17 protein-coding genes are annotated in these 18,319 nt (G+C 68.0%); 7 read left to right on the top strand and 10 right to left on the bottom strand.

Going from position 1 to position 18,319, the window contains the following annotated elements; all coding sequences use genetic code 11:
- Positions 1–137 precede the first annotated feature (137 nt).
- The 3 genes from pheT (at position 138) to RF701_RS10735 (ending at position 5,220) form a co-directional block, all read left to right on the top strand.
- A complete protein-coding gene (gene pheT, locus RF701_RS10745) occupies positions 138–2,504 on the top strand; it encodes a phenylalanine--tRNA ligase subunit beta (RefSeq protein WP_308814958.1) in 2,367 nt (788 codons plus the stop codon).
- A 153-nt stretch (positions 2,505–2,657) separates the two neighbouring features.
- Positions 2,658–3,539 (top strand): aldose 1-epimerase family protein, encoded by an 882-nt coding sequence (locus RF701_RS10740; RefSeq protein ID WP_308814957.1) that lies wholly within the window; start codon positions 2,658–2,660, stop codon positions 3,537–3,539.
- 154 nt (positions 3,540–3,693) lie between these two features.
- Positions 3,694–5,220 carry a peptide chain release factor 3 gene (locus RF701_RS10735; RefSeq protein WP_308814956.1) on the top strand — a complete coding sequence of 509 codons (1,527 nt, stop codon included), beginning with the start codon at positions 3,694–3,696 and terminating at the stop codon, positions 5,218–5,220.
- Positions 5,221–5,263: 43 nt separating this feature from the next.
- Here RF701_RS10735 and RF701_RS10730 read toward each other — a convergent pair whose 3' ends face one another.
- Positions 5,264–6,070 carry an inositol monophosphatase family protein gene (locus tag RF701_RS10730; protein ID WP_308814955.1) on the bottom strand — a complete coding sequence of 269 codons (807 nt, stop codon included), beginning with the start codon at positions 6,068–6,070 and terminating at the stop codon, positions 5,264–5,266.
- Positions 6,071–6,139: 69 nt separating this feature from the next.
- Between RF701_RS10730 and RF701_RS10725 the strand changes: the two genes are divergently transcribed.
- Both RF701_RS10725 and RF701_RS10720 read left to right on the top strand, forming a co-directional pair.
- Positions 6,140–6,676 carry a peroxiredoxin gene (locus RF701_RS10725; protein WP_308814954.1) on the top strand — a complete coding sequence of 179 codons (537 nt, stop codon included), beginning with the start codon at positions 6,140–6,142 and terminating at the stop codon, positions 6,674–6,676.
- A 77-nt stretch (positions 6,677–6,753) separates the two neighbouring features.
- Positions 6,754–7,803 (top strand): GGDEF domain-containing protein, encoded by a 1,050-nt coding sequence (locus tag RF701_RS10720; RefSeq protein ID WP_308814953.1) that lies wholly within the window; start codon positions 6,754–6,756, stop codon positions 7,801–7,803.
- A 466-nt stretch (positions 7,804–8,269) separates the two neighbouring features.
- On the opposite strand, the gene RF701_RS10715 is transcribed toward RF701_RS10720, so the two are convergent.
- Both RF701_RS10715 and RF701_RS10710 read right to left on the bottom strand, forming a co-directional pair.
- The gene (locus tag RF701_RS10715) at positions 8,270–8,890 is read right to left on the bottom strand and encodes a YbhB/YbcL family Raf kinase inhibitor-like protein (protein ID WP_308814952.1); all 621 of its coding nucleotides are present in this window, start codon (positions 8,888–8,890) and stop codon (positions 8,270–8,272) included.
- A gap of 7 nt (positions 8,891–8,897) precedes the next feature.
- Complete coding sequence (locus RF701_RS10710; RefSeq protein WP_308814951.1) at positions 8,898–9,416, bottom strand: hypothetical protein; 519 nt, start codon at positions 9,414–9,416, stop codon at positions 8,898–8,900.
- 41 nt (positions 9,417–9,457) lie between these two features.
- Here RF701_RS10710 and RF701_RS10705 point away from each other — a divergent pair, with 41 nt between their 5' ends.
- Positions 9,458–9,895, top strand: coding sequence for a DUF1810 domain-containing protein (locus RF701_RS10705; RefSeq protein ID WP_308815654.1), 438 nt, complete (start codon positions 9,458–9,460; stop codon positions 9,893–9,895).
- Positions 9,896–9,947: 52 nt separating this feature from the next.
- Here RF701_RS10705 and RF701_RS10700 read toward each other — a convergent pair whose 3' ends face one another.
- From RF701_RS10700 to RF701_RS10685, 4 genes are all read right to left on the bottom strand, one after another.
- Positions 9,948–10,295, bottom strand: coding sequence for a tRNA-binding protein (locus RF701_RS10700; protein ID WP_308814950.1), 348 nt, complete (start codon positions 10,293–10,295; stop codon positions 9,948–9,950).
- The gene (locus RF701_RS10695; protein WP_203309199.1) at positions 10,282–10,956 is read right to left on the bottom strand and encodes a glutathione S-transferase family protein; all 675 of its coding nucleotides are present in this window, start codon (positions 10,954–10,956) and stop codon (positions 10,282–10,284) included. Before RF701_RS10695 ends, RF701_RS10700 begins: the two co-directional genes overlap by 14 nt.
- A gap of 162 nt (positions 10,957–11,118) precedes the next feature.
- Positions 11,119–13,533: a ligase-associated DNA damage response DEXH box helicase gene (locus tag RF701_RS10690; RefSeq protein ID WP_308814949.1), complete on the bottom strand. Its 2,415-nt coding sequence runs from the start codon at positions 13,531–13,533 to the stop codon at positions 11,119–11,121.
- A gap of 61 nt (positions 13,534–13,594) precedes the next feature.
- The gene (locus tag RF701_RS10685; RefSeq protein ID WP_210357559.1) at positions 13,595–13,777 is read right to left on the bottom strand and encodes a hypothetical protein; all 183 of its coding nucleotides are present in this window, start codon (positions 13,775–13,777) and stop codon (positions 13,595–13,597) included.
- Positions 13,778–13,851: 74 nt separating this feature from the next.
- On the opposite strand from RF701_RS10685, the gene RF701_RS10680 reads away from it, so the two are divergent.
- Positions 13,852–14,865: a ligase-associated DNA damage response exonuclease gene (locus RF701_RS10680; RefSeq protein ID WP_308814948.1), complete on the top strand. Its 1,014-nt coding sequence runs from the start codon at positions 13,852–13,854 to the stop codon at positions 14,863–14,865.
- Between the two features lie 5 nt (positions 14,866–14,870).
- Here RF701_RS10680 and RF701_RS10675 read toward each other — a convergent pair whose 3' ends face one another.
- The 3 genes from RF701_RS10675 to lptB form a co-directional block, all read right to left on the bottom strand.
- A complete protein-coding gene (locus RF701_RS10675) occupies positions 14,871–15,686 on the bottom strand; it encodes a hypothetical protein (protein WP_308814947.1) in 816 nt (271 codons plus the stop codon).
- Positions 15,687–15,823: 137 nt separating this feature from the next.
- Entirely contained in the window at positions 15,824–17,299 is a 1,476-nt protein-coding gene (rpoN, locus tag RF701_RS10670) for an RNA polymerase factor sigma-54 (RefSeq protein ID WP_210357561.1), read from the bottom strand.
- 124 nt (positions 17,300–17,423) lie between these two features.
- Positions 17,424–18,200 carry an LPS export ABC transporter ATP-binding protein gene (gene lptB, locus RF701_RS10665; protein WP_203309205.1) on the bottom strand — a complete coding sequence of 259 codons (777 nt, stop codon included), beginning with the start codon at positions 18,198–18,200 and terminating at the stop codon, positions 17,424–17,426.
- Positions 18,201–18,319 lie beyond the last annotated feature (119 nt).

Here is an 18,319-nt window from a genome sequence, read left to right as displayed (position 1 = left end):
ACACCCATCCCCTCCGTCATCCCGGCAATAGCCGGGACCCACGGACACGGCGCGGGGGGTGAGGACACGGGGCGGCTACCATCAGCCGCCCGCACCCATGGGTCCCGGCGTTCGCCGGGATGACGAAGGTACCGGACATGAAGTTCACCCTTTCCTGGCTCAAGGATCACCTGACCACCGACGCGAGCCTCGAGGAGATCCTCGACGGCCTGACCCGCATCGGGCTGGAGGTCGAGGGCGTCGACAATCCCGGCGCGGCGCTGGCGAGCTTCCGTGTCGCGCGCATCCTGTCGGCCGAGCGCCATCCGCAGGCGGACAAGCTCCAGGTCCTCTCAATCGACGCGGGTGACGGCCCCATGCAGGTCGTCTGCGGCGCCCCGAACGCGCGTGCCGGTCTGGTCGGGGTATTCGGCGCGCCCGGTGCCTATGTCCCCGGGCTCGACGTGACGCTGAAGGTCGCGGCGATTCGCGGCGTCGAATCGAACGGCATGATGTGCTCCGCCCGCGAGCTCCAGGTGGGCGAGGGGCATGACGGCATCATCGAGCTGCCGGGCGATGCGCCGGTCGGCACGCCCTTCCCCGATTACGCGGGGTTGAACGATCCCGTCATCGACGTGTCGATCACCCCCAATCGCCAGGATTGCATGGGTGTCCACGGCATCGCGCGGGACCTCGCCGCCGCCGGGCTCGGTACGCTCGTGCCCCCGACCGTCCCGTCCGTCCCCGGCGAAGGCCCCGGCCCCGACGTACGCATCGAGGATGCTGCCGGCTGTCCCGCCTTCTATGCGCAGGAGGTTCGCGGCCTCGCCAACGGCGAGTCGCCGGAATGGATGCGTCGCCGGCTGACCGCGATCGGACAGAAGCCGATCTCGACATTGGTCGACATCACCAATTACCTGACCGTCGACCTCGGCCGCCCCTTGCACGTCTACGACCGGGCGAAGCTGTCGGGCGGCCTCGTCGCGCGCCATGCCCGCGCCGGCGAAACCGTCGAGGCGCTGAACGGCAAGACCTACGCGCTCAGCGAGGGCATGACCGTCATCGCTGACGATGTCGCGGTCCACGATATCGGCGGCATCATGGGCGGTGCGCATTCGGGCGTGTCGGAGGCGACGACCGACGTGATCATCGAATGCGCCTATTTCGCGCCCGACGCGATCGCGCGCACCGGCCAGGCGCTGGCGCTGACCAGCGACGCGCGGCAGCGGTTCGAGCGTGGCGTCGATCCCGCGTTCCTCGACGATGGCCTCGCCATCGCGACCTTCCTCGTGCTCGAATATTGCGGCGGCACCGCCAGCGCCGTGACGCGGGCCGGCCAGCCGCCGCTGGCGATGCGAAGCTACGCCTATGATCCCGATCTGGCGGAAACGCTGGGCGGCCTCGCCATCCCCGCCGAGCGTCAGCGCGCCATCCTCGCGTCGCTCGGCTTCACCGTAACCACCGACTGGCAGGTGACGCCGCCGACCTGGCGCCGCGATATCGACGGCCCCGCCGACCTCGTCGAGGAGGTGATCCGGATCGAGGGGATCGACAAGGTCGCGCCCGTCCCGCTGCCGCGCGTTCCCGGCGTGGCGAAGCCGACCGCCACCCCGCAGCAGAAGCTGGAACGCCGCGTCCGCCGCGCTGCCGCCGCGCGCGGCCTCGACGAGGCGGTGACGTGGAGCTTCGTTTCCGAAGCCGAGGCCGCACCCTTCGGCGGCGGCGCCTTCACCCTGGCCAATCCGATCAGCGAGGACCTCAAGGTCATGCGGCCCTCGCTGCTGCCGGGCCTGCTTTCCGCGACCCGCCGCAATGTCGCGCGCGGCACCGCGCAGGTGCGCCTGTTTGAGGTCGGCCGCCGCTATCTCGCGGACGGCGAGCATCCCACGCTCGGCGTCGTGCTTGCCGGCAACGCGCGCGAACGCGGCTGGAAGGCGGGGAAGGCGGCGGTCTTCGATGCCTATGACGCCAAGGCGGAGGCGGTCGCGCTGCTCGCCGCCGCCGGCGCGCCGGTCGACAATCTGCAGGTCATGGGCGAGGCCGGCGATGCCTGGCACCCCGGGCAGTCGGGAACGTTGCGGCTTGGCCCGAAGACGATCCTCGCGCGCTTCGGCATGCTGCACCCGGCGCTGCTCAAGGCGTTCGACCTGGATGGCTCGGTCGCCGCTGTCGAACTCTACCTCGATGCCTTGCCCGCGAAGCGCGGCGGCGGTGGTTTCATGCGGCCCGCCTTCGCGCCGCCCGCGTTGCAGGCGGTGCGCCGCGACTTCGCCTTCCTCGTCCCCGCGGCGCTCTCGGCGGATGCGCTGGTGCGCAGCGTGCGGGGTGCGGACAAGGCAGCGATCACCGGCGCGCGCGTCTTCGACGTGTTCACCGGCACCGGCGTCGAACCGGGCATGAAGTCCGTGGCGGTCGAGGTGGTGCTGCAACCAACCGACAAGAGCTTCACCGACGAGGCCCTGAAGGCCATCGGCGACAAGATCGTCGCCGCGGCCGCGAAACAGGGCGCGGTGCTGCGCGCCTAGATCCTACTCGCTGGGCGGGGAGGGGGATCTAGGTGCGCAGCCGAATGGTGGAGGGGCAGCCACGGGCGCTGGCTCTGCTTGGCTGCTCCTCCACCGCCTCCCCTGCGAAGGCAGGGGAGGATTTTGGCCGGCACATGCGTTACACGCCGCATCATGACCGACCGCCAGATGATCCGCATCCGCTCGCACCAGCTCACCGCCGCGATCAACCCCTTCGGCGCGGAACTCTCGCACCTCGAGGACGGCGAGGGGCGCGAGCTGATGACCAACGCCGATCCCGCCTTCTGGACTGGCCGCGCGCCGATCCTGTTCCCGGTGATCGGCGTCACCAACGGCCTACGGATCCGGCTCGACGGCACGACCTATCCGATGCCCAAGCACGGCTTCGCGCGCCACTCGCTATTCGACGTTGTGGAACTATCCGACAGTCGCGCGGTCTTCGCGCTCGAGGATAGCGAGCAGACGCGCGCCGCCTATCCCTTCGGCTTCCGGCTCGAAATCGCCTTCTCGGTCGAGAATACGACGCTGTCGATCGAGGCGCGGATCACCAATCGCAACGCAGGACCGATGCCGGCCAGCTTCGGCTTCCACCCCGCGTTCGCCTGGCCGCTGCCGTATGGCCGGGAACGCGCCGATCATCGCATCGTCTTCGAACGCGAAGAGCCCGATCCGCTGCGCGAGATCGCGCCGGATGGCCTGATCGCGGCTGCCACGCGGCCCTCGCCGCTCGACGGTCGTACGCTCGTCCTGCATGATGACCTGTTTACCGACGATGCGCTCGTCTGGGATCATATCCGCTCGCAGCGCGTCAGCTACGGCGCGAGCGATGGCCCGCAGCTCGACATCGCCTTTCCCGACACGCCGAAACTCGGCATCTGGACCAAGCCGGGCGCCGCCTATGTCTGCGTCGAGCCCTGGCACGGCATCGCCGATCCGGAGGGTTTCGCCGGCGACTTCCGCGACAAGCCCGGCGTCTTCGAGATCGCGCCGGGCGACACAAAGAGTATCCGCATGCGTGTGACGCTGGCCGCATAAGCGCGGGGCTGGTCGCGCGACGGGGCAATTCCCATTTTCGTCATTCCCGCGTAGGCGGGAATCCATCGACGCAACCCCAGCGACTCCTGCCCGAACGCCTGAGTATCTGGATCCCCGCCCGCGCGGGGATGACGCCTTCTGACCGGACCCAGTGATGACATCCCCCCGCCGCACCTTCGCGATCATTTCCCACCCCGATGCGGGCAAGACGACGCTGACCGAAAAACTGCTCTATTTCGGCGGCGCCATCCATCTGGCCGGCGAGGTCAAGGCGCGCGGCGCGAACCGGCGCGCGCGATCGGACTGGATGAAGATCGAACAGCAGCGCGGCATCTCCGTCACCTCGTCGGTGATGACGTTCGAGCATGACGGCATCACCTTCAACCTGCTCGACACGCCAGGGCACGAGGATTTCTCGGAGGATACCTATCGCACGCTGACCGCGGTCGATTCGGCGATCATGGTGATCGACGCCGCCAAGGGAATCGAGCCGCAGACGCGCAAATTGTTCGAGGTCTGCCGGCTGCGATCGGTGCCGATCATCACCTTCGTCAACAAGGTCGACCGCGAGGGACGGCCGGTCTTCGAGCTGCTCGACGAGATCGCCGACATGCTGGCGCTCGACGTGTCCCCGATGACCTGGCCGGTCGGCATGGGCGGCACGTTCCAGGGCATCCTCGACCTCGCCACGAAGCGGATCACCCGTCCCGAAGGCGACAGCCGCACGTTCCAGGGCAAGGTCGAAGAAGACCCCGCGCTTCCCGACGACATCGCGGAGGAGATCGAACTGGCGCAGATCGGCTATCCGGCCTTCGACGACGCCGCCTATCGCCATGGCGACCTGACCCCGGTCTTCTTCGGTTCGGCACTCAAGGATTTCGGGCCCGCCGAACTGATCGCCGCACTCGCCGAACATGCCCCGCCGCCACGCGCGCAGCCCGCCGAGCCCGCGCCGGTGAGCCCCGAGAACGGCGAAGTGACGGGGTTCGTCTTCAAGGTTCAGGCGAACATGGACCCCAATCATCGCGACCGCATCGCGTTCATGCGGCTGTGCTCGGGAACCTTCAAGCGCGGCATGAAGCTGACGCCGACGGGCCATGGCAAGCCGATCGCGGTCCATTCGCCGATCCTGTTCTTCGCGCAGAACCGGGAAGTGGCGGACGAAGCCTTTCCGGGCGACATCATCGGCATTCCCAATCACGGCACGTTGCGGGTGGGGGACACGCTCAGCGAGAAGGCGGACGTACGCTTCACCGGCCTGCCCAATTTCGCGCCGGAGATCCTGCGCCGCGTCGCGCTCAAGGATCCGACCAAGACCAAGCAGCTGCGCAAGGCCTTGGACGACATGGCCGAAGAGGGCGTCACCCAGGTCTTCTATCCGGAGATCGGCAGCAACTGGATCATCGGCGTCGTCGGGCAGTTGCAGCTCGACGTGCTGCTGAGCCGGCTGGAGGCGGAGTACAAGGTGGCGGCGGGGCTGGAGCCCGCGCCCTATGACACCGCACGCTGGATTGCGGCGGACGATCCGGCCGACCTCAAGGCGTTCATGGATCTCAACCGCTCGGCCATGGCCAAGGATCGCGACGGCAACCCCGTCTTCTTGGCCAAGAGCGCGTGGGAAGTCGGCTATGTCGCCGACCGTTATCCCAAGGTGCGCTTCCTCGCGACGCGCGAGCGATAGGGCGTCGACCGGCTGTTTTGGCGCAGGGCGCGTGTCGCGCCGATCAATGGTCGTGATGCGTCGCGCGCAATGCCTCCAGCACGTCGTCGGTGCGCGCGGGATCGCCGATGGCGAGCACGTGGCCGTCGCTCGACCCGGTCAGCGGCTCCCCGTTCCAGTCGCACATCCGCCCGCCGGCGCCCTCAACCACCGGCACCAGCGCGGCGAAATCGTAGAGCTGCAGGCCGCTTTCCGCGACGACGTCCAGATGGCCGCTGGCGAGCAGCCCGTAATTGTAACAGTCGCCGCCATAGACGGGACCCTGTCGCGCGCGGCCGCCCGAGGCGGCGGCGACGAGCGCCATGTAGTGCGGCACGTCGCCATCGGCGAAAAGGTGCGGGCTGGTCGTGGCGACGATCGCGCCCTCCAGCTGCACGCACGGACGGGTACGCGTCGCCTGACCGTTGAACAGCGTCGGTCGGCCCGCGACGCCGACCCAGCGTTCGCGCTGCACCGGCTGGTCGATGATGCCGAGCACGGGCCATCCGTCCTCGACCAGGGCGATCAGCGTGCCGAAGATCGCACGACCGACGGTGAAGCTGCGCGTGCCGTCGATCGGATCAAGCACCCACTGTCGCCCGGTGACCCCCGGCTTGTCGCCATATTCCTCGCCGACGATGCCGTCGCCCGGGGCCTCCGCGTCGAGCAAACGCCGCATCGCGGCCTCGGCTTCGCGGTCGGCACGCGTGACGGGGCTGTGATCGGCCTTGGTCTCGCCACCGAAGTCACGGCGGAAATACGGGCGGATGACCGCGCCGGCGGCATCCGCGAGGCGCTGGGCAAGGGCGAGATCGGCGGAAGATACCGGCATCCGACCGTGCCTATCGCGCTCAGCCGGATCGCGCTAGGCTGCGTGTCGTCAAAGGAAAGGATCGTGTCCATGCGCCTGTTTTCTGCCGCCTTGGCGATTGCGCTGGTCGCCGCCCCGGCCACCGCTGCGCTGACCGTCGGCGCCGCCGCACCCGATTTCACGACGCGTGGCGCCATGGCCGGCAAGGTCATTCCCGTCCATCTCGCCGAAGCGTTGAAGAAGGGCCCGGTGGTCCTCTATTTCTTCCCGGCGGCGTTCACCGGTGGTTGCAACGCCGAAGCGCACGCTTTTGCCGAGGCCATTCCCGCCTTCAAGAAGGCTGGGGCGATGGTGATCGGCATGTCGGCGGACGATGTGCCGACGCTGCAGCGCTTCTCGAGCGAGAAATGTGCGGGTCAGTTCGCGGTGGCGAGCGCCGGGCCGAAGGTGGTGCAGGGGTACGACGTGGCGCTCAAGAACGGCCCGGCCGGCCGCGCCCTGACGTCGCGGACGAGCTATGTCATCGGCCAGGATGGCCGCGTCGCTTTCGTCCATGACGACCTCGATCCGTCGCGTCACGTCGCGCTGACGCTCGCGGCGGTCGAGAAATTACGCCACCCGCGCTGACGGGATTTCACTCGATGATAACCAATGGCGGGTAAGCGCTCTGCCTATCTATCCGGGGGACAGGCATGCGCGGACCCATGACGGCGAGAAAGGGCGGTGAGGGCGACGTGTTCGCCCGCATTGGCGCTTTCCTGTCGGAGCAGGGGCTGAGTCCGGAGCCCTCCCATTACAGTTTCGCCTATTCCATCGTCACCGAACCCGACGGCGTGATCGCCCAGGCCGTGCGACGTCTCACCGACGGCGGATTCCGGCTGCAGCGCGGCGACATCGAGTCGCTGGGCGGCAAGGTTTCGCTTGGCGCATCCGCCGCCGCGGAAGCCGGTCAGCCCCGGCAGCCGGATATCAGCCACGCGGATGCGCTGGAAGAAAACGCCGCCCGTCTCGTCGCGGAAACCCAGGCCCAGGTCGCCGATTTCACGACGATGATGCAGGCGATGCAGAATGAAACGCGAGGATTCGGCCGCGACCTCGCCGAAAGCGCTGCTGCGATCACCGCGCCCCAGGTCGGGCATGCGGTAGGACTGGAAGCGATCGCGCGCATCACCGGCACGATGCTCGCCCGGGTTCGCGATGCGGAGGCGCGGCTTGCCTCCGCGACGCGCGAGGCGGAGGCGCTGCGCGCTAAGCTCGACGAGGCGAACGATACCGCACGACGCGATGCGCTGACCGGCCTGCCCAACCGCCGCGCGTTCGAAGAGTCGTTCGTGACCCGGCCCGAGCACGACGGGCCCTATTGCCTGGCCGTCGCGGATATCGATCGGTTCAAGCGGATCAACGACATCCATGGCCATCCGGTCGGCGATCGCGTCCTGTGCGCCGTCGGGCGGTTGCTCGTCGAAGAGTGCGCGGGCCAGCTGGTCGTGCGGCACGGCGGCGAGGAATTCGCGATCCTGTTGCGCGGCATGACGCTGGCGCAGGCGGCGGATCATCTCGACAGCGTCCGGGCGATGATGGCGGCGAAGCGCTTCCGCATACGCGAGAGCGATCAGCCGCTCGGCTCGGTGACGATGTCGATCGGCGTTACCGCGGTGCAGTTCGGCGAAGACAGCGCCGCCGCCTTCGATCGGGCGGACCGCTTGCTCTACACCGCGAAGGCGGAAGGCCGCGACCGGGTATGTGCCGCCTGACAATGGCGTGATTTCCCAGGCAAGGTTGGCGTAATACGCTAAACGCCCGTTCGCCACGATAGAAAAACTAGCAAAAACAGAGATTTATCGAATCTGGCACGCTGGCTGCAAAGCCCGGTATGTCATCGCGGAATGGACCGCGGGACACACAAAGGGATTGCCACCATGTTCCTCCGTTTCGAAGCCGCCCAGCGCACCGCCGTCTCGATGATCGTCGCCGTCGCCTTCGCCGCACTGGCGGTCAGCGCCGCCGTCCCCGTCCTGCCGATCGCCTGATCGCACCCATGCCTGGGAGAGACACGATGTATCGCAGCCTGTTCATCGCCGTCGCGTCGTTCGCGACCACCGTCCTCGTCATCGCCAGCCAGGGCGGCGTCCACTTCGCCTGATTACCGGGCCTGACCAAAGGGCCTGACGCCCGTCTGGCGACACCGGGCCCGGCACGATGCCGGGCCGGTCCGCCGCCTCAAGCGATCGCCGCCGTGCCTGACGGCCCCACGGAAGCCTCCTCGCCGCGATCGTAGGTACCGATCAGCACCCCCGCCGCCAACACATGCCCCGCCATGGCGGTTACCACCGCGCTGCGGCCAGGCGTCTCGCCAGGATCGCCCGCGTCCGCATCCAATGCAAAGAGCTGGAAGGCATAGCGATGTGCGCCGTGCCCGGTCGGCGGATCGGGTGGCAGCCAGCCCTCCGCGAAATAGCTGTTGCGTCCGACGTCGCGTGCGGCCTCTCCGCCGCCGTCGGCGACGATCGCCCCTTCCGCCAGCCGTCCCGCATCGGCGGGAAGGTGCCAGACGACCGCATGGACGAGCGGCTGCGGCGTCGGGGCGTCGGCATCCTCGACAATCAGCACGAGGCTGGCCGTCCCGGCAGGGGGTTCTCCCCAGGTCAGCGGCGGCGATATACCCTCGCCGTCGGCGGTGAACCGCGGCGGCAGGCGTCCGCCGTCGGCGAACGCGGGACTGGAGAGGGTGAGCGCCGGATAGCCGCCGCCCAGTTCGGGCCGTGCGATGACGAGCTTGTCGGCGCCCGCCCGGAGCCCCGACAGCGCCTTGCCCAGCCAATGCGGGATATGTTCGAGCATCGGTGCCTCAGCCCTGCGGACAATCGCCGGGCCGCCGCATCGCGGTGCTGCCGGCATACCAGAAGCTCGCATCCCGCGCCTTGTCCGCGTCATGCCAGCATGCCTCGCCGCGATTGCCATCCGGCTGGATGATGAAGGTCCAGTTCTGGTCGCCGCAATCGTGGGCTGTGCAACCGTGTGCGGCGATCCGGCCATCCGGCAGGCGGAAGATGGGTACCGTCACCGAATCGCGCGCCACGATGCGGTGGCGCAAGGCTTCGTCGCCGACGGCGTCGACAAGTGCCTGCGCGACCTCGGTGCGGTCGAAGAACGCGATGCCGGAAACCGCATCGGTGGGATATTTGCCGACATAGTCGCCTAGCGGCGGTCGTTGTTCCTGTCCCGGCAACGGCTTTGCCTTTTGCATCGGCGGCGGCACGAAACCCGCCGGCGCGACGGCATTGGTGGCGGCGGCCTTTTCGCGGCTGCCGCAGGCGGCGACCACGAGGAGCAACGGGAGCGCGAGGGCGGGGCGCAGGCGGGTCATGCCGTTGGAACGCAGCAGCCGCTCCGGCGGTTGCCTCGATGATGACCGGCTTTGATCCCGACCGTTTCCTCGCGGCACAGGCCTCGACCTACGCCGCCGCGCTCGGCGAACTGCGGCGCGGGCGCAAGACCAGCCATTGGATGTGGTTCATCTTCCCGCAGCTCGCGGGGCTGGGGCGGAGCGAGAACGCGCGCTTCTATGCGATTTCGTCGGCAGAAGCGGCGCGCGCCTATGTCGCGCACCCGGTGCTGGGACCCAGACTGATCGAGGCGACACGTGCCGCGACAGCCGCCGGGGGTTCGGCCGAAGCCATTTTTGGCGGGATCGATGCGATCAAGCTGCGGTCGTCGATGACCTTGTTCGCAGCCGTGGCGGACGACCCCGCGCCATTTCTTGCGGTGCTCACGCGATTCTACGACGGCAGGGGCGACCCGGCGACGCTGAACCTGCTGGCGGCGGACGAACCGTCCCGAACCTGATGGGAAGGGGATGTCCCGGTCGCGATCGTCAGAGGACGAATGCGGGCGATGATCAGAACAAGCGACCGCCATTCGGGACCGCCAGGCCGGGTCCGATCAGCACGACCTTGCCGTCGGCGTCGGGAAAGCCCAGCGTCAGCACCTCCGACATGAACGGTCCGATCTGGCGTGGCGGGAAATTGACGACCGCGGCGACCTGTCGACCGATCAGCGCGCCGGGCGTGTAATGGTCGGTGATCTTGGCAGAGGATTTCCTCACGCCCAAATCCGCACCGAAATCGATGCGCAGCTTGATCGCGGGCTTGCGGGCTTCCGGAAAGGGTTCGGCCGCGACGATCGTGCCGACGCGGATATCGACCCGATCGAAGTCGGCGAAGGCGATCGGCTCAGAAATCGACATTGTCGTAATGGGCCGGCGGTCCGATCATTTCCATTCGCTCCGACAGCAGCGGGCGGAAGGAGGGGCGGCTCTTCAGCCCGCGATACCAGCGCGCGGTCTGCTCATGCCCCTTCCAGTCGATGCCGCCGAGATAGTCCGCGACCGAAATCTGCGCCGCGGCGGCAAGGTCGGCGAGGCTCAACGTCGCGCCACCGAGCCAGTTGCGATGGTCGAGCAGGTAGTCGGTATAGTCGAGATGGCTAACCGCGGCCTTCATCGCCTCGCGCAGCCCCTTGGCATCCGGCGCCGCGCGGTGTGCCAACCGCTTCACGACGCGTTCGTGGAGCAGCGGCCCGGTCACGTCGCGGTAGAAATGCGTGTCGAACCAGGCAACCAGCCGGCGGATCTCGGCGCGGTTCGCTGCCGTACCGTTTATCGTCGCCGCCTTGTCGACGGTTTCCTCGAAATATTCGCAGATCGCCATCGAATCGATCAGCGGCGCCCCCGGGCGACCGGCGTCGACCATGACCGGCGTCTGCCCGGCGGGGTTCATGTCCATGAACTCGTCGCGCCGTTCCCAGGGCGATTCGCGCACCAGTTCGTAGCCGACGCCCTTCTCGCCGAGCAGCAGCCGCACCTTACGACTGAAGGGGCATAGGGGGAATTGGTAGAGCTGCCACATGGTTCATGTCCCTTAGGCGATGCGGGCGGGGGAGGTGAAGGGTTTGCTTGCCCCTTTCTTCGTCATCCCGCGCAGGCGGGGATCTAGAGACGCTGACGTATCGATGGCGCCGCGGCGTCGGCGCGTCTGGATTCCCGCCTCTGCGGACATGACGGAGGAATCTCAATCCATCCGCATCGCTTCGGCAGCCAGCGCCTCCGCCTCGACGAGCAGCGCATCGTCGGCGCTGTTCGTCGCCACCCGCTCGCGCCCGATCAGCGTCAGGACCGGGACCGCAAGCGGTGTCACGCGGTCACGGTCGACGTGCAGCATCGTGTCGGCAGCGCGATCGAGCAGATCCGCGAGGCGTCCGACGTCGGTCATTCTTGCGCGCGCGTCCTCCCACGCCGCCTGCAGCAGCAGATGGGTCGGCTCGTACTTGCGTAGCACGTCGTAGATGAGGTCCGTGGAAAAGGTCACCTGCCGCCCGGTCTTGCGCTTGCCGGGATGCTGCCGCTCGACGAGACCGCCGATCACGGCGACCTCGCGGAAGGCGCGCTTGAGCAGATGGCTGCGCTCCACCCATTCGACGAATTCATGCTCGAGGATGTCGGGGCTGAACAATGCCGCCGGATCGGTGACCGGTTCGAGCCCGTAGGTCGCGATCGCATAGTCGTTGGCGACGAAGCCGAGCGGCTTGAGCCCCTGCGCCTCCATCCGCCGCGTTACCAGCATGCCGAGCGACTGGTGGGCGTTCCAGCCTTCAAAACTGTAGGCGACCATATAGTGCCGCCCTTCGCGCGGGAAGGTTTCTACGAGCAGCTGGCCCGGACGGGGCAGCGCGGACCGGCGCGCCTGCACCTCCAGCCATTCGCGGACATCGTCGGGAAATCGTGCCCATTCGTCAGGTTCGGCAAGGAAGGCGCGAACCCGATCGGCTAGATTCGTCGAGAGCGGCATGCGCGCACCGCCATAGGTCGGGATGCGCGCGGGCCGAGACGATGCGCGGACGACGAGATCCTCCGTGTCGATCCGCTCCACCTCAAGGCTGAGACCGGCGAAGAAGAACGTGTCCCCCGGCGTCAGCGTCGCGGCGAACCCCTCCTCGACCTTGCCCAGGCTGCGGCCGTTCTTGAAGCGAACGGTCAGCATCGTCGCCTCGACGATGATGCCCGCGTTGAGTCGATGTTGCTGGACGAACCGGGGATGGCTGACGCGCCAGGTGCCGTCCGCATCCTCCGTCAGCCGCTTGAACCGATCATAGGCCTTGAGCGAATAGCCACCGTCGCGGATGAAGCCGAGTACGCGGTCGAACGTCTCGTCGGGCAGCGCCGAATAGGGAGTCGCCCCGCGAATCTCGTCGAGCAGCGCGTCGCGGCGGAAGGGCGCGGCGCAGGCACAGGCCATGACGTGCTGCGCAAGGACGTCGAGGGCGCCCGGTCGAAAGGGATCGGCGTCGAGCGCGCCCTCCTCCACGGCATCCAGCGCGGCCCGCGCCTCCAGATATTCGAAACGGTTGCCGGGGACGAGGATCGCTTCGGACGATTCGTCGAGCCGGTGGTTGGCGCGGCCGATCCGCTGAAGCAGACGGCTCGATCCCTTTGGCGCCCCCATCTGGATCACGCAGTCGACATCACCCCAGTCGACGCCCAGATCGAGGCTGGCGGTGGCGACCAGCGCACGAAGCCGGCCCGAAGCCATTGCGCCTTCCACCTTTCGGCGCGCTTCGAGCGAGAGGCTGCCATGATGGACGCCGATCGGCAGACTGTCGGCATTCTCCTTCCAAAGGTCCTGGAAGATCAGCTCGGCGAGACTGCGCGTGTTGCAGAAGACGATCGTGGTGCGATGCGCCGCGATCTCCGTCATCACCTGGCTTGCGGCATAGCGCCCCGAATGGCCGCTCCATGGCACCCGCCCCTCGGGCAGGAGAATCGCGATGTTCGGGTCGGCGCCCGGCTCGCCGTGGACCAGGGAAACCTGGTCGATGTCGCCGTCGGGTGCCAGCCAGGCGCGGTAGGCGTCGGGATCGGCGACCGTTGCCGACAGGGCGACGCGGCGGCAGCCCGGCGCCAGCCGTTGCAGCCGCGCCATGCACAACGACAGCAGATCGCCCCTCTTGCCCGTGGCGAAGGCATGGACCTCGTCGACGACGATCGTCCTCAGTCCCTCGAACATCGTCGCCGCGTCGGGATAGCTGAGCAGCAGCGACAGCGATTCGGGCGTCGTCAGCAGGATCTGCGGCGGTCTCACGCGCTGGCGCGCCTTGCGGTCGGACGGCGTATCCCCGGTGCGGGTCTCGACGCGGATGTCGAGGCCCATTTCGTCGATCGGCGTGACGAGGTTGCGCTGGATGTCGACGGCGAGCGCCTTCAGCGGCGAGACATAGAGCGTGTGCAGCCCCTCGCGCGGATGGTCGATCAACTCGGCGAGCGTCGGCAGGAAACCCGCGAGCGTCTTGCCGGCACCGGTGGTCGCGACGAGCAGCGCATGACGCCCGGCTCGCCCTTCGCGCAGCATGTCGAGCTGGTGCCGCCGCGGCCGCCAACCCCTGTCAGCAAACCAGCCGGCGAGCGGCGCGGGAAGGATGGGGTCGAGCATCCCGGCCTATGTAGGAAGCCGAACCCAGGTCGTCAGCCGGTCAGCCCCTGGCACGATCGGCTCAGGATCGCCGCCGATCCGCCTCTTCCGCGGCATAGACGTCGCGTGTCGCCTGTTCGGTACGTGCTTTGTCGGCGGCACTGGCGCGATTGCGAAACTTGGCGAAGGCGATCGCTAGACCCAGGATGATGAAGCCGCCGATCACGACGAAGGCCCAGAGCCCGTCGGAGGGATTGTCGGCCATTTGCACTCTCCCGAAACTGAGCGAGCTCAACGAGGCGATGCGGCGAATCGATCCGCTTGCGCGTAGAAGCGGGCATGGCACGGCTCGGAGACTGGCTCGAACCCCATCCGCACGGGATCTACGTGCGGCCGGCGGATGCGTGGATCGATCCGTCGGAACCGAGCGCGCGCGCCTTGGTGACCCATGGTCATGCCGATCACGCCCGCGGCGGCCACGGCATCGTCTGGGCGACGCCGGAAACGCTGGCGATCATGGAGGCGCGCTACGGCCCGCAGGCGGGTGCGCCGGTCGCTTATGGCGAGACAATCCGACTGTCCGACGGAAAGGGCGGCGAAGTCGATGTCGGCTTCGTGCCGGCGGGCCATGTGCTCGGCTCCGCGCAGATCGTGCTGGACCATCGCAGCGAGCGCGTCGTCGTATCGGGCGATTACAAGCGTCGGCCGGATCCGACCTGCACGCCCTTCCAGCCGGTGGCGTGCGACGTGTTCGTGACCGAGGCGACCTTCGCGCTGCCCGTGTTCCGCCACCCCGATACCGGCGACGAGATCGACAAGCTGCTGGAGCGGTTGCACGCGAATCCCGACCGCTGCGTGCTGGTCGGTGCCTATGCGCTGGGCAAGGCGCAGCGCGTCATCGCCGAGCTGCGCGCACGTGGGCATGAGGCGCCGATCTACCTGCATGGAGCGTTGCAGCGCCTGTGCGACCTCTACGCCGAACACGGCGTTCGTCTGGGCGAATTGCGCCCCGTGGCCGATGCGAAGAAGGCGGACATGGCAGGCCATGTCGTGATGTGCCCGCCCGGCGCGCTCAACGACCGCTGGTCGCGGCGGCTGCCCGACCCGATCACCGCGATGGCGAGCGGCTGGATGCGGGTGCGGCAGCGCGCGCGACAGAAGAACGTCGAGCTGCCGCTGATCCTGTCGGACCACGCCGACTGGGACGAACTGACTCAAACGCTGACCGAGATCGCGCCCCGCGAGGTCTGGGTGACGCACGGTCGCGAGGAGGCGCTGGTCCATTGGTGCGAGCAGCGCCAGATGAAGGCGCGCGCACTGGCGCTGGTGGGGTTCGAGGACGAGGACGACTAGGGGTGTCAGAGCCTCGGTTCGGCCCGGCTCGCCGCGACGATACGCGACGCCTCGGGAATGCGTCGCAGGCCGAACCGGGTCCACCAGGGGTGCGCCACGATCGCCGCGCACAGTGAGTTCCAGAATGCTGCCTCACCGTGGAACTGCCTCGGCCATGCGGTGTGCAGCAGCCTACGCGCCTCCAAGGTCCGGCCGCTAAGCATCAGGGTGGCCAATATGGTCACGGTCGACACCGTCCCATTCGGCATCGTGCCGGACCGTTCGGCGCGCGCCCAGGCATCAAGCTCCCGTGCGATCGCCCGTGATTCCCTGGCAGTTATCGCCGGCCGTTTCGTCAGGGCGGCAAGGTCGATCGCGAAATCGCCATGCGACCAGACGATAGGCAGAGGAACGATCGACACACCGGCGTGTGGCACGCCGTTGAAATACTCAATGTTGAAGGCGACCTCGAGATGCAGCCGGTTCGACGCGCGCTGCGCCCTCGCCCAGTCCATGCGTTCGCCCTGAAGCCGGCGGACGTGGATCGGATCGGCGAAGGTGACGGCAAAGAGATCGCCCGCCCCCCCAGAGCCCCCGCTGTCGCCCAGTAGGACGACGTCCGGTGACGCCGCGCTCGCTTTCCCCGACCATAAGACCTTGCCGACATTATAGCCTGCGCCGAGCCGGACCGCCTGCTTCCCGCGTCGTGCCAAAAGCCCGCGGCAACTGCTATCGCTGTCACCGCCGGCTGGGCAGGCCGTCACGACAATCGCCTCGCTCTGCCGCCGCCAGATGTCGCCGAGCGGCTGGTCCGCTCCTACGGAACCCAGCGGTACCAGCAAGGCCGCCGCCGTCGAATATCCGATTACGCCCCGCGCATGGCCGACATCTTCCCGCGTTATGGTCGGCGCGAACCTAGCATGATGGGTGAGGTGCGAAGAGGGGGCGAAGCATCGAGGCAAAAATGTGCGATGCGCCCTTATCCCCCAAGGGCCTTGGCGCGGCGGCGCTGGACGGAGCTGCCGATGCCCATCGCCTCGCGGTATTTCGCCACGGTGCGGCGGGCGATGTCGAAGCCCTTGGCCTGGAGCAGCTCGACCAAAGTGTCGTCGGACAGGATCTTCGCGCCCTCGTTCGCGATCAGCGCGCGGATCGCGCTTTTCACCGCCTCCGCCGACACGGCATCGCCGCCGTCCGCCGCCTGGATCGCGCTGGTGAAGAAGTACTTGAGTTCGAAGACGCCGCGCGCGCAGCTCAGATATTTGTTGCTGGTGACGCGGCTGACGGTCGATTCATGCATCTCGATCGCCTCGGCGACCTTGGCGAGCGTCAGCGGCCGGAGATGCGCGACGCCGTGGAGGAAGAATGCCTCCTGCTGCTTCACGATCTCGGCCGCGACCTTGATGATCGTGCGCTGGCGCTGATCGAGCGCCTTGATCAGCCAGTTGGCCGAAGCGAGCGCGTCGGTCAGCCACGCCTTGGACGCCTTGTCCTGCGGGCCATGGGCCAGCTCGTGGTAATAGCGCCGGTTGACCAGCACGCGCGGCAGCGTCGCGGCGTTGAGTTCGATGCCCCAGCCGTTCCTCGTCTTCTGCACGAAGAGGTCCGGGGTCACCGCGGGCGCGGGCTCGCCGCCGAAACGGCATCCGGGCTTGGGATCGTAGCTCCGCAGCTCGCGGATCATGTCCGCCATGTCCTCGTCGTCGACGCCGCACATGCGCTTGAGCCGCGCGATCTCGCCGCGCGCGAGCAGGTCGAGATTGTCGATCAGCCGCGCCATGCACGGGTCGTAACGGTCCGCCTCCTTCGCCTGAAGCGCGATACATTCCGCCAGGTCGCGCGCGCCGACGCCGGTCGGATCGAGCGACTGGATCTGCGCGAGCACGCGCTCGACCCGGGCGCGGGGCGTGCCAAGCCGGTTCGCGACGTCGAGCAGCGGCACCGTGAGGTAACCCGCCTCGTCGAGCTGGTCGATCAGATGCTGCGCGATGAACCAGTCGGCGGCGTCGACCACCGCCCCCGCCTGCGCGAGGAGATGGTCGGCGAGGCTGATGTCGGCGGCAGCGAAGCTGTCGAGGTCGGGTGCGTCCTCGCCACCCAGACCGCCCCCGCTGCCGCCGTTCATGGAGAGCGCGCCGTCGAAGCCGCCGCCCCCGTCCGCCACGCTGTCCTGCTGGTGACTTTCGGTGGCATAGTCGACGTCGAGCGGGTCGGCCGCCGCCGCCCCGGTCACCAGTGCGTCGGCGCCGGCCGGCTCTTCCGCCTCGGGCCGTTCGGGTCGCACGATCTCGTTAGTCTGCGGCGCCTCAAGCAGCGGATTCTTCTCGATCTCCTCGGCGATGAACGCCTCGATCTCCAGGTTGGACAGCGCCAGCAGCTTGATCGCCTGCTGCAGCTGCGGCGTCATCACCAGCGACTGCGACTGGCGCAGGTCGAGGCGTGGCGCGAGGCTCATGGCATGCCCGGCATCGGGTGGGCCCCGAAGGACATCGCGCCGCGCCCGGCATGGCCCCGCGCCTCCTGGCGGCTGGTCCCTCTGCCGACCGGAGAGGGGAAGGGGTACCGCCCTTCGCGCATGACTAGAGCGAGAAACCCTCGCCCAGGTACAGGCGGCGCACATTGGCGTCGGCGACGAGTTCCTCGGGGCTGCCCGTGAACAGCACCCGCCCGTCATAGATGATGTAGGCGCGATCGACGATGTCGAGCGTCTCGCGGACGTTGTGGTCGGTGATCAGCACGCCGATGTCGCGGCGCTTCAGGTCCTTCACCAGGTCGCGGATGTCGGCGATCGAGATCGGGTCGATGCCCGCGAACGGCTCGTCGAGCAGCATGATCGACGGTTCCGCGGCCAGCGCCCGCGCGATCTCCGCCCGCCGCCGCTCGCCGCCCGACAGCGCCATCGCCGGCGCGGCGCGCAGGCGGGTGAGGCCGAATTCGTCGAGCAGCCGGTCGAGCTTGCGCGTGCGCTCCGCCGGATCGGGCTCGGCCAGCTCGAGGACGGAGGAGATGTTCTTCTCGATCGACATGCCGCGGAAGATGCTCGTCTCCTGCGGCAGATAGCCGAGGCCCAGGATCGCGCGGCGATACATCGGCAGGCGGGTGATATCCTCGCCGTCGAGCATGATGCGGCCTGAATCGGGCTTCACCAGCCCCATCACCGAATAGAAGCAGGTCGTCTTGCCGGCGCCGTTCGGTCCGAGCAGGCCGATCACCTCGCCGCGGTCGACGCTGACCGACACGTCGGTGAGCACGACCCGCTTGTCGTAGGATTTGGCGATCGACACGACCTGAAGGCCGCGCGACGTCGGTGCCTCGTGGATCGCCCCGGCGGCGTGAAGGTCGGATACGGCGTCCATCGTCCTTACATCCTCGTCGCTTTACCGCGCATGCCGATCGCTTGGCAGGATTCGTGCATGCCCTGACGCGTCGGTCGCCGTCATGACCCGTTACGCGTCGGGAGGAAAGCCCCCGCGTG

It is taken from the genome of Sphingomonas sp. GV3 (assembly GCF_031082075.1).
GTDB lineage: Bacteria > Pseudomonadota > Alphaproteobacteria > Sphingomonadales > Sphingomonadaceae > Sphingomonas > Sphingomonas beigongshangi.
This window is presented reverse-complemented; position numbering and strand designations above follow the sequence as displayed.